This window comes from Pseudomaricurvus sp., from assembly GCF_965662505.1.
Taxonomy (GTDB): domain Bacteria; phylum Pseudomonadota; class Gammaproteobacteria; order Pseudomonadales; family Cellvibrionaceae; genus Pseudomaricurvus.
Map to the genome: position 1 here is coordinate 1 of NZ_CBFIHX010000086.1, position 15948 is coordinate 15948.

General features: G+C 48.3%; 15 protein-coding genes. 14 read left to right on the forward strand and 1 reads right to left on the reverse strand.

What is annotated here, in order from left to right; genetic code table 11:
- Both ACTG33_RS12025 and ACTG33_RS12030 read left to right on the forward strand, forming a co-directional pair.
- Nucleotides 1-182 (forward strand): PaaI family thioesterase (locus tag ACTG33_RS12025; RefSeq protein ID WP_439135463.1); only part of this gene is annotated, 182 nt, incomplete at its 5' end.
- 93 nt (nucleotides 183-275) lie between these two features.
- Entirely contained in the window at nucleotides 276-656 is a 381-nt protein-coding gene (locus ACTG33_RS12030; RefSeq protein WP_439135464.1) for a hypothetical protein, read from the forward strand.
- Between the two features lie 71 nt (nucleotides 657-727).
- Here ACTG33_RS12030 and ACTG33_RS12035 read toward each other — a convergent pair whose 3' ends face one another.
- Nucleotides 728-1363, reverse strand: coding sequence for a TetR/AcrR family transcriptional regulator (locus tag ACTG33_RS12035; RefSeq protein WP_439135465.1), 636 nt, complete (start codon nucleotides 1361-1363; stop codon nucleotides 728-730).
- A gap of 267 nt (nucleotides 1364-1630) precedes the next feature.
- On the opposite strand from ACTG33_RS12035, the gene cofG reads away from it, so the two are divergent.
- The 12 genes from cofG to ACTG33_RS12095 all read left to right on the forward strand — a co-directional run.
- Nucleotides 1631-2752, forward strand: coding sequence for a 7,8-didemethyl-8-hydroxy-5-deazariboflavin synthase CofG (cofG, locus tag ACTG33_RS12040; protein ID WP_439135466.1), 1122 nt, complete (start codon nucleotides 1631-1633; stop codon nucleotides 2750-2752).
- A 39-nt stretch (nucleotides 2753-2791) separates the two neighbouring features.
- A complete protein-coding gene (cofH, locus tag ACTG33_RS12045; RefSeq protein ID WP_439135467.1) occupies nucleotides 2792-3985 on the forward strand; it encodes a 5-amino-6-(D-ribitylamino)uracil--L-tyrosine 4-hydroxyphenyl transferase CofH in 1194 nt (397 codons plus the stop codon).
- Nucleotides 3985-4947, forward strand: a complete 963-nt coding sequence (gene cofD / locus ACTG33_RS12050) for a 2-phospho-L-lactate transferase (protein WP_439135468.1) — start codon at nucleotides 3985-3987, stop codon at nucleotides 4945-4947. The genes cofH and cofD overlap by 1 nt, the downstream gene beginning before the upstream one ends.
- Nucleotides 4944-5570: a 2-phospho-L-lactate guanylyltransferase gene (gene cofC / locus ACTG33_RS12055; protein ID WP_439135469.1), complete on the forward strand. Its 627-nt coding sequence runs from the start codon at nucleotides 4944-4946 to the stop codon at nucleotides 5568-5570. The genes cofD and cofC overlap by 4 nt, the downstream gene beginning before the upstream one ends.
- Nucleotides 5567-6337, forward strand: coding sequence for a coenzyme F420-0:L-glutamate ligase (gene cofE / locus ACTG33_RS12060; RefSeq protein WP_439135470.1), 771 nt, complete (start codon nucleotides 5567-5569; stop codon nucleotides 6335-6337). The genes cofC and cofE overlap by 4 nt, the downstream gene beginning before the upstream one ends.
- On the forward strand, nucleotides 6334-7005 hold the full coding sequence (gene npdG, locus ACTG33_RS12065; protein ID WP_439135471.1) for an NADPH-dependent F420 reductase: 672 nt from the start codon (nucleotides 6334-6336) through the stop codon (nucleotides 7003-7005). The genes cofE and npdG overlap by 4 nt, the downstream gene beginning before the upstream one ends.
- Nucleotides 7006-7054: 49 nt before the next feature.
- Nucleotides 7055-8059: a TIGR03842 family LLM class F420-dependent oxidoreductase gene (locus ACTG33_RS12070; RefSeq protein ID WP_439135472.1), complete on the forward strand. Its 1005-nt coding sequence runs from the start codon at nucleotides 7055-7057 to the stop codon at nucleotides 8057-8059.
- 66 nt (nucleotides 8060-8125) lie between these two features.
- The gene (locus ACTG33_RS12075; protein ID WP_439135473.1) at nucleotides 8126-9121 is read left to right on the forward strand and encodes a LysR family transcriptional regulator; all 996 of its coding nucleotides are present in this window, start codon (nucleotides 8126-8128) and stop codon (nucleotides 9119-9121) included.
- A 78-nt stretch (nucleotides 9122-9199) separates the two neighbouring features.
- Nucleotides 9200-10651, forward strand: coding sequence for a dihydropyrimidinase (gene hydA, locus ACTG33_RS12080; protein ID WP_439135474.1), 1452 nt, complete (start codon nucleotides 9200-9202; stop codon nucleotides 10649-10651).
- A gap of 40 nt (nucleotides 10652-10691) precedes the next feature.
- Nucleotides 10692-13010, forward strand: a complete 2319-nt coding sequence (locus ACTG33_RS12085) for a TonB-dependent receptor (protein ID WP_439135475.1) — start codon at nucleotides 10692-10694, stop codon at nucleotides 13008-13010.
- Nucleotides 13011-13366: 356 nt separating this feature from the next.
- The gene (locus tag ACTG33_RS12090) at nucleotides 13367-14599 is read left to right on the forward strand and encodes a Zn-dependent hydrolase (protein ID WP_439135476.1); all 1233 of its coding nucleotides are present in this window, start codon (nucleotides 13367-13369) and stop codon (nucleotides 14597-14599) included.
- 54 nt (nucleotides 14600-14653) lie between these two features.
- Nucleotides 14654-15948, forward strand: a 1295-nt coding sequence (locus tag ACTG33_RS12095) for an NCS1 family nucleobase:cation symporter-1 (protein WP_439135477.1), incomplete at its 3' end; no start/stop codon positions are given.

Below are 15948 nucleotides of genomic sequence, written 5' to 3' on the forward strand. Positions count from 1 at the left end.
CAATGGTGACTGCAAGCCTGAATATAGACTATGCGGGTTCTGCAAAATTGGGCGATTGGGTCGAGATTGAAGTCGATGTGCAGAAGGTCGGTCGAAATATGGCTTTCGCCAATAGCTATTTTTTTGTGGATTCAAAACGTATAGCAAGAGCGAGTGCGGTATTTAATGTCATCAATGGATAGCGAACTTATCAAACACCGTTACGTTTGTGTAACACAAGACATGCGAAGTCTCGCGCTTTTATCTGGGCTTTAACCTCAGGGAGAACACGCAACATGGAGAGAGCAGTAACTGTCCTGCTAGTGCTTGTGGGCATTATTCACTTATTACCTGTCTCCGGAGTTCTGGGAGTGGAACGTCTACATTCCCTGTACGGTGTGTCTCTGGCCGAGCCCAATCTTGAAATATTGATGCGTCATCGCGCGGTACTGTTTGGACTTCTTGGCGTTTTTATGATGTATGCCGCGTTTCAGAAGTCACTACAGACACTGGCAATCATAGCGGGCTTTATCAGTGTTCTAACCTTTATCGTAATTGCGTGGTCCGTCAGTGGGTTCAACGAGGCCATCCGCAAGGTTGTGATGGCGGACATTGTTGCCATGATCGCTCTCATTATTGCAGGGGTTATTCATGTTTTAAGTCGAAACCGAGACTAGCAGCTGTAAGGTTCCCGCTGCAATATGCCAAATCCTTCTTAGCAGGCCCCCAGATTAGGCGTATCGTCAGTTTATTTGATCACCCCATTTAAGATCATACGAGTTACATCTTCTATGGCCTCTTCTTTTTGTTGGGAGGACATACGCTTATTACCGTTCAGTGCTCTTATTTGGTATTCATAATCGGCGTAGTATTGCGTCGATGACCAGATCATATTCAGCAGATTCTGCGGATTGATTGCGTGAATCAGCTTCTGATCAATCCAGCTTTGAATTTTCTTCATCACAGTTTGATCCCAGGTTATCAGCGCCTTCTGAATTTCTTTTCCCATGACCGGACAACCTTGAATGATCTCCAGTGCCCACACTTTAGATCCCTTGGGTCGAGTGAACGAGTGGTGCATTTTGGCTCGAATGTACACACGGATAACTTCTTCTGGGTCCGATGAGACATCAAAGATATCTGCATCGTGCATCCAGGCATCCAAAATATCCTGTAGCACGACCGTATAAAGATCTTGTTTGGTTTTGAAGTAGTAGTGCACATTGGCTTTGGGCAGACCTGCCTTATCGGCAATTTCCTGAGTGGAGGTTCCGCTGAAGCCCTTTTCGGCAAACAGTGTTTCAGCGGCAGAAATGATCTGCCGGGTATTGGCTTCCCGAATACTCGACTTTCTCGCTGAACCTGGCGTCTTGTTAGTAGACATTACATCTCTCTGAACGACCGTTTTGATGATTGCTATTGTCGCACATTCAGGTGCGATAGCACCACTCCCCGCATCTATAAAGTTAACCGATCAGTCAACATTTTCAATTTTTTTATTGAACTGGAAAACAATATCAAATAGCCTTTAATTTCCTGACCAACTAGACAGGATTCATTTTGGGGCACGCACAAAAAACAACAGAAAATCATGTTTCATTTTGGTGCGATAAAGTGTTTTTCATAGATCTAAACGTGAGTGAAGTGCGTGATGTCTAAAAAAGAATGGTTAACGTTAGAGAAAATAAACGACGAAGTTATTCAGCAATTATGTGACGAAGCTGGAAAAGTACGAGATACGCATTGGGGTAAAAACATCACTTATTCTCGAAAAGTATTTCTTCCGTTGACCAATATGTGCCGTGACGAATGCGGCTACTGTACTTTTGTCGAACACCCGGATTCACCAAGAGCTAATATCATGAGCTTGAATGATGTGAGCGATACGTTACGCCGTGGCGAACAGCTTGATTGCAAAGAAGCTCTCTTTAGTCTCGGCGAAAAGCCAGAGCAGCGTTACGGTAAAGCAGCTTCGATGCTAGGTAAATTAGGTTATAGCCGTATGGTGGATTATCTGCGAGATGCCTGTGAATTTACGTTAAAAGAGACTCGACTGATTCCACACGTCAATTGTGGAACCTTGAATGAATCAGAAATTCGTTTATTAAAACCAGTAGCTGCCAGCATGGGTATGATGTTGGAAAGTTTGAGCCTTGATTTGATGAAGAAAGGTTCCGCGCACCATCGATGCCCTGACAAAACACCTAAATTAAGAATGCAAACACTGGAGCTGACTGGAAAGCATCAGGTCCCGTTTACGACAGGCTTGCTGATCGGGATAGGAGAAACTTGGGCTGATCGAATTCAGGCATTGCAGGCCATTAATCGCATACATTTACAGTATGGTCATATCCAGGAAGTCATTATTCAGAACTTCCGCGCCAAACCCGGCACACTGATGGCGAATCACTCCGAACCGGATTTGCATGAGATGGTGAAAACCCTTGCCGTGGCGCGTCTAATTCTTGATCCCTCAATCAGTATCCAGGCTCCGCCGAATTTACACGAGCGACACGCGGTATACATTCAATCCGGTATTAATGATTGGGGTGGCATTTCCCCTGTCACTCAGGATTTCATTAATCCTGAATGTGCATGGCCAGACCTTCAAAAATTAAGTCAAAGTACAGCCGAACACGGATACCAGTTGCGTGAACGTCTGACCGTGTATCCCAGCTATTTAAGGCGAGCAGGTTATGTCTCTCCCGCTTTGGGACAGCGGCTTATTGCGCGTTCGGATGAATCAGGTTTGGCGCGGGTATCGAGTTTTTAAGACATATTACATTGAGTAAGTAGGGGTAAAGGTGCAGCAATGAATTTCGATGGTGTGAGTTCTCAGGTAAGACAGATACTGGAAGCAACGCTTAAGGGCGTCGAAGTCAGTGAGACCCAAGGCGAAATACTGTTATCGGCAGATGGTAAAGATCTTGAAGCCGTGATGGCGGTCGCTAACGAATTGCGTCTGAAGGTACATGGCAAGCGCAGCAGCTATGTTGTGACGCGCAATATTAACTTTACCAATGTTTGCCATATGGGCTGTCGTTTTTGTGGCTTTGGTCAGCATAAGGATTCACAAGACGCTGAGCTTTTGTCGATGGAAGAGCTAGGGCGCAGAGTGGTAGAGGCGACCGAGCGCGGTGCAACCGAGGTTTGTATTCAAGGTGGTTTACACCCGGACCTTCCGGGTAGTTATTACCGGGACATTGTAAAGACTGTCAAGCAAGCGTCACCCAGCATTCACTTGCACGCATTCTCGCCGTTTGAAATTTATTACGGTGCCCGAAAGAGCCGCATGACTTATGAGGATTTTCTGACGGATCTGAAAGAGTGTGGCTTGGGATCAATCCCTGGAACTGCCGCAGAAATTCTGGATGTCGAAGTACGTAAAATACTGACCAAAAATAAGCTGTCGACAGAATCCTGGGTTGAAATTATCAAGGCGGCTCATCGTGTCGGATTGCCGTCAACCTCCACCATGATGTACGGCCATGTAGATGGCCCCAGTCATTGGGCTGCCCATTTGAATCTGTTGCGCGATATTCAAAAAGAAACCGGTGGTTTCAGCGAGTTTGTACCATTGGGCTTTGTGCACTATGAGTCACCGTTGTATCTGGAAGACAGCCGAACTCGTCCTGGCCCTACTCATCGGGAGCACATCGCGATCCATGCGGTGGCTCGAATAATGTTGCACGGTTATATCGATAACATTCAGGCATCCTGGGTCAAGCTTGGCCCTCAGTTGGCGACACAGGCACAAAGTTTTGGTGTCAATGATATGGGCGGCACGTTGATGAATGAAAGCATTTCTCGTGCGGCCGGTGCTCTCTATGGGCAGGAAGTTACGGCTCCGGAAATGGAGCGCATGATCACCTCAGCGGGATTCGAACCGTGGCAGCGCTCAACACTGTATCGACCCGCTGAAGTCAGTGCCCCGGCCTCTGTCACAACCCTGAAGCCACGAAGCCAGTGGCAAAATGAACAGATTCCAGTGTTGGAGGTGGTGTAATGACTTCACCGGCCATTACTGTCATCACGGGAGGGGTTGGTGGCGCCAAGTTTGTCGAGGGCTTGTACCACTCGGTTAACCCACAATCTCTCTGCGTAATTCCAAACATTGGCGATGATGATCAATTTCACGGTCTCTGGGTGTCTCCGGATGTGGATACCCTGGTGTATACCTTGTCGGAACATGTCAATCGAGACACGGGTTGGGGAATGGCAGGTGACACTTTTGCGACTCAGGAGCAACTGGCTTTGTTGGGGCAAGAGGTGTGGATGAATCTAGGCGATAAGGATTTGGCCACTCATATTGTACGCACCTTGAGGCTTCACCGGGGTGAGTCCCCAAGTGATGTGGCAGCTCATCTTGCCCGCAGTCTGGGGCTGGAATGTCAGTTAATGTTACCTACGGATAGCACGTTACAAACTCGTGTCCATACCGAGCAGGGCGAGTTGTCTCTGGAAGAGTATTTTGTGAAACATCGGTGTGCGCCTCAAGTGACGCAGGTGCGTTACCGTGGTGCCGAAAACGCCCAGATCACAGTTGCCGCAGAAGCCGCTATTCGTGAGGCTGACTGCGTTTTTTTTGCGCCCAGTAACCCCTTGTTAAGTATTGCTCCCACGCTGGAGGTCAACAGGGTTCGTCAGACTTTGCACTCTACTACCGCCAAACGCATTGCAATTTCACCTCTGGTAGGTGGCAAAGCTGTCAAAGGACCCACGTGTGAAGTGATGCGAGCTTGCGGCTTTGAGGCGAATGTCTTTGGTATAGCAGAATTTTACCGAGGCTTAATTGACACGCTGGTGATTGATCAAAAAGACGCTGAACATGCTCATGCATTACGGAAGCTGGGCCTCGAGGTGGTGGTTCTCGTTACCTTGATGGACGACAAGCCCAGTCGTATAGCCTTTGCCGCTCAAGTTCTGTCCTCACTGGATCTGGCCCCTGCACTGGAGGCCGTATCGTGAGGCGTCTTAACTTTATTGTGCCCATTAAGCATTTTGCCCAGGCAAAAAGTCGTTTAACCACTGTGCTTTCAGGCACTGGGCGGGAGCAGCTGGCCAGCCAACTGTACTTTCAGAATCTGCGTTGGCTGCGTTACTGCTATCCACAACACAATGTGCTGGTGGTCACGCCGGACATTCGTGCGGCCAAAATGGCTCGCGACCTTAAGGCAGATTTCATATTGGAAGAACGTTGCGAAGGTTTAAATTTGGCCGTCTCAAAAGGTACGGCCTGGAGTGAGCAGCAGGGTTTTGATACCCAGGTTGTGTTCTTTCCGGATATTGCCAAACCCAAAAAAGAGGATATGGATACGCTACTTGCGTGTGCGGAAGGCGGCGAGTCACTGCTGGCGTTAGCGGTGGCTTCGGATGGAGGAACCAATGCGACATTGGCGAGCCCGCCATCGGTGACACCACTGGTATTTGGTCGCCAATCTTCAAAACGCATTGTTGCTGCCGCTGAAGAACAGAATATTCCCTGTTATCCCTTGTCGCTTTCAAGCTTGGCCCTGGATGTGGATCGTCCTGAAGATCTTGAGCAGTACAAACCACAACTGCGCCCCATGTTGCAAGAGGTCTGTATATGAAACTGACGTTACAGGCCTTGAGGTCTATTCCAGATATCACTGCGGGTGATGATCTGGCCAGAGTTATAGCGACCAGCTTGAGAAAAGAAGATGTCGAGTTGAGTGATCATACCGTCCTGGTCGCTGCTCAGAAAATTATCTCAAAATCTGAGGGGCGTACGATTTCTCTGGCCAGTGTTATTCCTGGTGAAGAGGCACGGAGTCTGGCGAAAAAACTCAATAAAGACCCCCGCAAAGTGGAGTTGATACTGCGCGAAAGTGACAGCGTTGTCCGCTTGCGTGAACCCACTCAAGAAGGTGCAGAAGGGCTGATCATAACCCGCCATCGACAGGGATTTATTTGTGCCAATTCAGGTATTGATGAATCCAACGTAGGGGCGGAAGAGTCAGTCATTTTGCTGCCGGAAGACTCCGATCAAAGTGCTCGTCAATTGCGAGCCTCTATTCATGAGATAACCGGTTTTTCTCCAGGTGTAGTGATTACCGATACTTTTGGTCGCCCCTGGCGCAACGGCCTTGTCAATGTCGCTATCGGCTTGGCTGGGCTGCCTGCCGTCGTTGATCAAAGTGGTGAGATCGATGCCTGGGGGCGTCCATTAACAGTAACCAAGCCGGCTCTTGCCGACGAAGTGGCGGCAGCCTCTGGTTTGTTAATGGGGAAAGATGCAAAAACGCCGGTGATCGTATTTCAAGGTGTTGACTGGCGTGAAGCTGACTCCAGTGCCAGCGACCTAATTCGAGCAACAACTGAGGATTTGTTTTTATGACGATAGCAATTATTGGTGGTACAGGACCGCAGGGGCAGGGGTTGGCTTTGCGTCTGGCACTGGCGGGTTCCGATGTGGTTTTGGGGTCTCGTGATGGTGAGCGGGCGAATGTTATCGCTGAGGAGTTAAAAGCGAGGGTTCCAGACGCTAGAGGCCAAATCAGTGGTACGGACAATGAGGGAGCAGTGAACCTCAGTGACGAAATGGTGGTGATTGCAGTGCCTTATAGTGGGCATCGAGCCACGTTGGAATCTCTGGCTCCACTGCTCACAAACAAAATAGTGGTGGACATTGTGGTGCCTTTAACGGAAGGCAATCCTAAATCGGTGACTATGCCACCGGAAGGTTCGGCGACCGAAGAAGGGCAGGCAATTCTCGGTAATGAGATTGCCGTGGTCGGTGCGTTCCACAATGTGTCGGCTCACCAGTTGAATCATCTCGAAGTGAACATCAATTGCGACATTCTGGTTTGCGGTAATTCCATGGAAGCCAAGCAAAAAGTCATTGAGTTGATTGAAACGTTGGGCATGAACGGTCTCAATGCCGGGCCGGTAGAAAATGCACGTTGCATTGAAGCTATCACGCCGATTCTGATTCGTCTGAATATTTCCAAAGCTTATCCGCATCGTCACGTGGGAATCAAAATCTCCCCACCTGATGCAGCTTAAACCTGTAACAAACCCATAGAAGATATTGATTATTGATAGGAGTGACATCATGGAATTTGGAATTACCTTTAAAGGTTTTGTGGAACCTGACCGTGCCCGTTATCTGGTGAAACAAGCCGAACATGCAGGGTTTAGTTACTGCTGGTTTTATGACTCTCACATTCTCTGGAGAGAATGTTATCCCGCGATTGCCATGTGCATGGAGCACACCAAAAATATGCGTTTTGGCCCTTGTGTGACCAATCCAAAAGCTCGCGACTGGTCTTTGGCAGCGAGCTTGTGGGGCAGTTTGGCATTGCAGAGTAATGGCCGTATCGACGTGGGCTTGGGCCGAGGGGACAGCTCTGTACGCGTGATGGGCAAAAAACCAGCAACAATCGCACAGATGACTGAATTCACTCAGAAAGTGAAGGCGATGATTCGCGGTGAGGAAGTGAGCTACGGTGAATGTCCTGAACCGGTTAAATTTCCTTGGGCGAAAGGTTATGAATTGCCTGTCTGGATCGGTGCTTATGGTCCCAAGGCGCTGGCCGCCGCTGGGGAGGTAGGTGATGGAGTGATCTTACAAATTGGCGAACCTGAGTTGATTCGCTGGTTTACCGAGCAATGTATGGTGGCTGGTAAGGCGGCTGGACGGGACATGTCAAACTTTAAGGTTCAGGCCGCGGCCCCCGCCTATTTTGGCAGCATGGATGAATGTCGTGAGGCGACCAAGTGGTTCCCGGCAATGGTGGGAAATCACGTTGCTGACATCGTGGAAAAATACGGAGCAGATAATCCAGATATTCCTTCCAGCCTGACGTCCTATATTGAAAATCGCCGTGGTTACGATTACTCCAAGCATGGTCAAAGTGATAACCCTTATCTGGACTTTATTACCGAAGACATTATCGACAGTTTCTGTGTCCTCGGATCGGCTGATGATCACATCGAAAAAATTCAGTCGTTGGAGAAAGCTGGTGTAACGCAATACAACATCTATCTCGACAATGGAAATGAAGAACAAATCATTGCTGAGTACGGCGAAAAAGTCATTCCAGCTTTTAACGGCTAGTCCAGAGCCGGCAACCGAGTTTCGGTTGCCGATTTCTATTGTCTATTCAATAGGGGAGGTGGAGATATGGCTAAAGCACTGAGAAATGTTAGCGACTCAGAGATCAAATTACTGAGTATCTTTCACAAGGTGGTGGCACGAGGCGGGTTATCAGCCGCAGAGTTAGATCTGAACATTGGTCGCTCTACGATCAGTCGTCATCTTAAAGATCTTGAAGTGCGACTGGGTGTTACCTTATGTCATCGAGGCAATTCGGGGTTTGCGTTAACACAGGAAGGTCGTGAAATTTATGAGGCATCCATAGAGCTGTTCGAAGCGTTAAACCAGTTCAAAGCTAAAGCTAATGACGTTCAGGAGAATATTAAGGGTGTCTTGAGAGTGGGGTTCTGTGACAAGGTTGTGGGCAACCCCAACAGTCGATTACCCAAGGCCATTCGGGACTTTTCCAAAGCTTACCCTGAAATTCGTATCGATCTGCATACTCAGCAGTTAAATTCCGTCGAAAATAATGTGATCGATGGTGAGTATCATTTGGGGATCGTTCCCATACATCGACATACATCGTCATTGGAATACGCTCCCTTATTTGTTGAAGATATGAGCCTTTACTGTGCAAAGGGCCACCCGCTATTTGATAAAGACACGCTGCTGATCCGTGAAGTATTACAGAGTCTTAAGTTGGCTGCTATTGATGTCAGTTCTCCCAATTTACAGGTTTTTTCTCGACTGGAGCTAAAACCGTCGGCCTCCGCTCATGATCAGGAAGGCGTTGCCTTGCTGATTCAATCCGGTGAATACCTGGGCTTTCTCCCCGATCATTATGCACATCATTTTGTAGAAGCAGGAATATTTAAGCGTTTAGTCTCTTCAGTGTATCGCTATCAGTGCCAGTTCTCTGCGGTGTATTCCAAATCCAATAAACCGGGCCGGATTGCACAGGAATTCCTGAAGTATCTGGTGAATGCACATGAAACACCCCAGTCTGAAACTCCGTCACGAAGAGGAATTCATAAAATTCAAAGCAGTGATTCACGATGGTGCGCTGAAGTTGCGTCCCAATGAAACTGCGCGTCGAACAAAGTGGATTTACTGAGAGTTTAAATATTCTTACATTAAGCTCATAAAAAAGAAGGTGATATTATGGGACTGCTGGTAAAAAACGGAAAAATTGTTAACGCGGATATGTCATTTTTTGGTGATGTATTGAGCGATCAGGGCAAGATTGTCCAGATTGGCGAAACCTTGACGGCCGCGCCTGGCGACGAAGTCATTGATGCTGAAGGTCAGTTGTTGATGCCTGGCGGCATTGATCCCCATACACACATGGAACTGCCCTTTATGGGAACAGTGGCCAGTGACGATTTTTACACCGGTACGCGCGCTGCTCTTGCCGGAGGCACAACCACCATCATTGACTTCGTGATTCCCAATCCGCAGCAAGATCTTTTAGAAGCCTATGAACTGTGGCAGCAGAAAGCGGAAAAAAGTGTTGCCGATTACAGTTTCCACGTGGCAGTAACCTGGTGGGATGAAAGCGTACGTGAAGCCATGGGTGTTTTGGCTAATGAGCACGGCGTTAACAGTTTTAAGCATTTTATGGCTTACAAAAACGCCATCATGGCGGACGATGAAGTGCTGGTTAACTCTTTTAAGCGAGCCCGCGAGCTGGGTGCCATATGTACCGTGCATGCGGAAAACGGCGAATTAGTCTTTACCTTGCAGCAGGAAATGATAGAGCAGGGTATCACCGGTCCTGAAGGTCATCCTCTATCGCGTCCACCAGAGGTGGAAGGAGAAGCGGCCAATCGTGCTATCGAAATTGCTCATTTAATGAATGTACCGATTTATCTGGTACACACTTCTTGCCAACAGGCAGTGGATGCCATTGCCCGGGCCCGGGCTAATGGTCAGCGTGTTTATGGTGAAGTCTTACCGGGGCATTTGTTGCTGGATGACTCCGTCTACCGTAACGAAGACTGGTCGTTTGCTGCGGCTCACGTGATGAGTCCGCCGTTCCGTCCAAAAGGTCACCAAGAGCATTTGTGGCACGGTTTGCAATCCGGAACATTGCAAACCACTGCAACCGATCACTGCTGCTTTTGTGACCCTCAGAAACGCAATGGTATCGATGACTTTACCAAAATTCCGAATGGCACCGGTGGTGTTGAAGATCGCATGCAGGTGATGTGGCACCATGGCGTCAACAGTGGCCGTCTGACAGAGAACGAGTTCGTGGCAGTGACGTCCACCAACACAGCCAAAATATTCAACATTTATCCACGCAAAGGTGTGATCCGAGAAGGCAGCGACGCAGACTTTGTGATCTGGAATCCGAATACTACCCGCACTATTTCTAAAAATACCCATCACCAAAAGGTGGACTTCAATATCTTTGAAGGTATGGACGTGCAGGGTTTGAATACCGTTACCGTCAGTCGGGGCGAGGTTGTCTATCGAGATGGACAGATCTTTGCCGAAGGGGGACGAGGACAGTATGTAAAAAGGCCGTTACATTCGGCCGATAGTCAGGCATTAAAACTACACAGCGCTCAGAGAAAAGTAACGCCGGTCAAAAGAGAAAACAATTATTAACGGCGACCCGTTTTTATCATCCAATCTTTGGGGAAGCACTATGAAAAACCAGCGCAGTTGTACTTTTAGAAAATCAATATTGAGTCTTGCGATATTGGCTTGTACCACCAATGCCAGTTCTGCCGTACTGGAAGAAATTGTGGTTACGGCCCAGAAGCGTGAACAGAATTCCAGCGATGTCGGCATCGCGGTTACCGCGTTTAGTGGTGAGCAGATGAAGGCACTGGGTCTGGAGGACAGTACGGACTTAATCGCCTTTACGCCAGGGGTATCGAAAGCCGGTGATATCGGTGGTCAACGTGCGATTTTTAATATTCGTGGTGTGGTACAGAACGACTATGCAGACCTTGCGGAAGCACCGGTCGCCGTGTATGTGGATGGTGGTTATCTTGCCAGTACTCAGGCACAGACGTTTGGTTTGTTTGATATCGAGCGAGTGGAAATTCTCAAAGGCCCACAAGGGACTTTGTTTGGTCGTAATGCCACAGGCGGTCTGGTAAATACGGTAACCTCTCGCCCTACCCATGAGTTTGAGGGTTATGCCGAATTCACGTATGCCAGTTTTGATCAGTACCGTTTTGAGGGTGCTTTGTCCGGTCCACTGAGCGACAGTGTTCGTGGTCGTCTATCGTTGATGGGCAATCAGATGGGTGAAATCCTAGAGAACGTGTATGTCAATGGTGCGGCTCCTGACACTCGCGAGGGTTCAGTCGGTGGTGGTGAAGACGGTTACAATGATGATACTCAGGCGATACGAGGCCAGCTGGAGTTTGATATTGGTGACGCGGGTAATCTGCTGTTAAGCGCCAACTGGGCGAAAACTGTCAAAAGTGAGGGCCCTTATCAGTTCATGAACACCACGGAAGTTAAGGATGCTGCGGGCAATGTCGTTGATGTGATCTACGCGGCCGATGATCCAATGGGTTGTGACACCATCCAGGCCGGTGGCTGTGTGGATGGGAACTTTAATGGTGACCCATATCGCCCAGTACAGGGTGGAGATTTTAATGGTAACTTCGATCCTGATGGTTCTGGGGTAAAGGTTAACAAAGACTTTGCTTTCGATGATCAAAACCTCATCAAATCGAAAGGGCTGGCCGCGACCTTCACCTACGATTTTGACGGACTGGAGTTCTTCTCCATGACCGATTACAAATCTTTCAGTCGTACAGTCGGGCTAGACTCTGATCAGACGGCTTCACCGGAATTGATCTTCCAATCTGATGGCGAGATTGACCAGTTCAGTCAGGAGTTTCGCCTGTCTGGCGCTACCCATTCCATGAAGTGGGTTACCGGGTTGTATTATTTGGGCATTGATACCGATTACTCCCAAGGTTTGGCCGGTTCACCTACGGCAGGTTATCTGGGTGGTCAGGAAAACAATACCGTGGCCGTTGTTGAAACAGATTCTTACTCTGTCTTTGGGCAAATGGATTACAGCCTGACTGACACACTGGTATTGGTGGCAGGTGCCCGTTTTATTCAGGAAGACAAGTTCATGAAAGGACGCCTCTATCTGAATGATAACCTTGATGATCGCGAAATTGAAATTGATCCAAGTACCGGCTCTCTTGAGAACTATGACGAAGACAACAACCAGAACCTGTGGTCAGCCAAACTCCAGCTGGAGTATATGCCTACGGATGATAGTTTGTATTACGTCGGTATTAATCGCGGCGTCAAGGCAGGAAACTTTAACGCACCCTTGAGCGGTGGTTTCAGTAAATATGATCCAGAAGAGTTAACCGCCTATGAAGCGGGTTCAAAACTCACCTTCATGGATGGCGTTGCACGATTGAACACCAGCATATTCTACTACGACTATAGCGATTACCAGTCGTTCTCTTGGGTTAACAACTCCGGGGTCGTTTTCAATGAAAAAGCCAGCTTCGTCGGTGCAGAGATGGAACTTTTTCTGATGCCAACGGATTCGCTGGATGTCATGTTTGGTGCCTCTTACACGGACGCAACAGTTGAAGACCTTGAAGTGGCCTCTGGCTATTTTGAGGACACCACTCCACCCTATACTCCCAAATGGCAGGCTTCTGGCTTGGTACGTTACTCCTGGGATCTATCCAGTGGCAGTCTGGCAGCTCAGTTAAGCGGCTCTTATCAGTCAAAAAGCTACCATAACGCCCGGAACTTTACGGCACATGAGATTGAGAGCCACTTTACCGCCGATGCACGCTTAACCTGGCAGGACGATAGCGGTAAGTGGAATGTCATTGGTTATGTTGACAACCTGACAGACTCTGACCATGAAGTCATTGGTTTTGATGTGACAGGTTTTTATGGAAACAGCCAGATCTCTTACGCCAAGCCTCGCACTTATGGAGTAACTGTGCGTCGTGACTTTTAACTATGATTTTAACTGTGATTCTTAACGGTATGATTATTAATTACGTGATTTGTAATTAAGTAATCACATCCCTATTTTAGTAAGCAGTCGCTTATGGCCCGCTCGATATTGTATCCAGCGGGTTTTTTTATAAATGTTACTTTTGAAAGAATAATTGCAGTCGGAAATTTGTGAGTTGGTTTGGTGCGGATCGTTATTATTTCTTATATTTGGGTGCATTATGGTGCAAAAAATAACATAAGAAATTATTTTTCAATAATCACAAAAACATTCTTGACGCTATTTTTTTCAGCTTATATCTTGACCGTGCGGACAGGAAATAAACCTATACAGATTGGCGATAGTGAGAGTTAGACATGTCTGAACTACGAATCAAAAAAGATCGACTTTGGGATAGCTTGATGGAAATGGCCAAGATTGGGAAAACCGATAAAGGCGGTTGCAATCGTTTGGCATTAACACCATTGGATAAACAAGCCAGGGATTTGTTTTGCCAGTGGTGTGAGTCTGTTGGCTGCACGATCAGTGTCGATAAATTTGGCAACATCTTTGCCCGTCGTGAAGGTACTGACTCCAGCCTGGGTGCTGTCTGTACAGGCAGTCATCTTGACACACAGCCGACCGGCGGAAAGTTCGATGGTGTGTTTGGTGTGCTGTCGGGTGTAGAAGTCTTGCGGACCTTACATGAGAACAATGTTGTTACGCAGGCCCCGCTTGAAGTGTCTGTATGGACCAATGAAGAGGGATCGCGTTTTCAGCCAGCAATGCAAGGTTCTGGTGTGTATGTCGGTCGTTTTGATCTTGAGAAAGAATGGGAAAAAACCGATGTCGATGGTAAGCGCTTAAAAGACGAGCTGGAAAAGATTGGCTATTTGGGTGACGAGGAAGTGGGCAGTCGTCATATGCAGGCCTTTTTTGAAGCTCACATCGAGCAGGGGCCGATTCTGGAAGACGAAGAAAAAGAAATCGGGGTGGTTCGACTGGGTCAGGGGATTCGCTGGTACAACGTAACGGTCACTGGTCGTGAATCTCACGCGGGATCGACGCCTATGCATCTGCGGGCTGATGCGCTGGCCGCTTCGGCTAATATCATCGCCGAAGTCGAAAAAATCGCTCACCGTCACAAACCCAATGGTTTAGGAACCACTGGTTTTTTGCAGGTCTACCCGAATTCAAGAAACACCATCCCTGGCAGCGTTACCTTCAGCGTGGACTTGCGCAATCCTAATCCCGATGTATTGGCACAAATGGATCGTGATTTGAATGAGTTTTGTCAATCCATAGCGGATGAGCGTGAGCTGGCTGTTGAGGTAGATCATTTCTGGTATTTCGCACCGGTTGAGTTCAGTGCGTCGGATAATGTCGAAATCGCAGCCAAGAAGCTTGGTTACAGTCATATGGATATTTTTGCGGGTGCTGGGCACGATGCTTGCTATATGGCGGATATTGTTCCCTCAGGGATGGTTTTCACACCCTGTGAGAATGGTATCAGTCACAACGAAATTGAGTTTACAACACCTGAGCAATGCGAAGCAGGCTGTAACGTGTTGATGCATGCAATGCTGGAAGTGGCCGGAGTCGTCGGGTAGAACCGTCGTCGATTGAACTAAGGGCTAAATTGTTAATTCATCTAGGTACGCGTTATGAGTCAGTCAAACGAATTTGAAACTCTCCCACAGAATGTCCAGCGGGATTCATCGTTATGGAACAATGATTTGGAACCCGCCAACCAATCCCAGCGTACTTGGGGTTGGTTGCATATCTTTTCTCTCTGGGTGGGCATGGTCATTTCAGTTCCGGCGTATTTGCTGGCTTCCGGTTTGATGCAGGAAGGGATGTCTCCGCTGCAAGCCATTGGTACCGTCTTGTTGGGTAATCTGGTGGTATTGGTGCCGATGATTTTAATCGGTCATGCGGGGGCTAAATACGGCATTCCCTTCCCGGTGTTATTGCGTTCGTCGTTTGGCACCCTCGGTGCGCGTTTACCCGGCGTGTTGCGCAGTTTGGTGGCCTGTGGCTGGTTTGGTATTCAGACCTGGGTAGGTGGCTTTGCTATCTATCAAATCCTGAATGGTGTGTTCGGTGGCACGTTTGTGGGTCAACCTTTACCGTTTGTTGATATCGATGTTGCTCAACTCCTTTGTTTTCTGGCTTTTTGGGGCTTGCAAGTCTTTTTCATCGCCAAGGGTATGGAGTCGATCAAGTGGCTAGAAACTCTGGCTGCGCCACTGTTATTGTTTATCGGCGTGGCCCTGTTCTGGTGGGCATACACCAACACCGATGGTCTGAGCGGTACTTTCAGCCAGCCTTCAGCCTTTGTGGAAGGCGGCGAGAGAGAAGGCGAGTTTTGGCGTGTGTTCTGGCCGGGGCTGACCGCGATGGTAGGCTTTTGGGCAACGCTGTCATTAAATATTCCCGATTTTACCCGCTTCGCTAAAAGCCAAAAAGATCAAATCATTGGCCAGGCTGCCGGTTTGCCTTTGCCTATGGCGATGCTGGGGTTTGTCAGTGTGTCGGTTACCTCCGCAACTCTGGTGATATACGGACAGCAAATCTGGGATCCTGTCGACATCGCCGGACGCATGGGGGGAGTTACCGCATTGGTCGGACTTTTCCTGCTGATCATCGCCACTATGACGACCAATTTGGCAGCCAATGTCGTAGCGCCAGCCAACGGCTTTTCCAATCTGGCTCCCAAGTGGATTTCATTCAGAATGGGTGGCTTTATCACAGCGGGACTGGGGATTGCCATTATGCCCTGGAAGCTGATGGAATCAGCCGGTTCTTACTTGTTTGTTTGGCTGGTCGGTTATTCTTCCTTGTTAGGACCCATTGCTGGCATTTTGATCGCTGACTACTTTGTGGTGCGCCGCTGTCAGTTAACACTATCCAGTCTCTATCAGCGAGGCGGGGATTACGAGTACAGTAACGGCTGGAA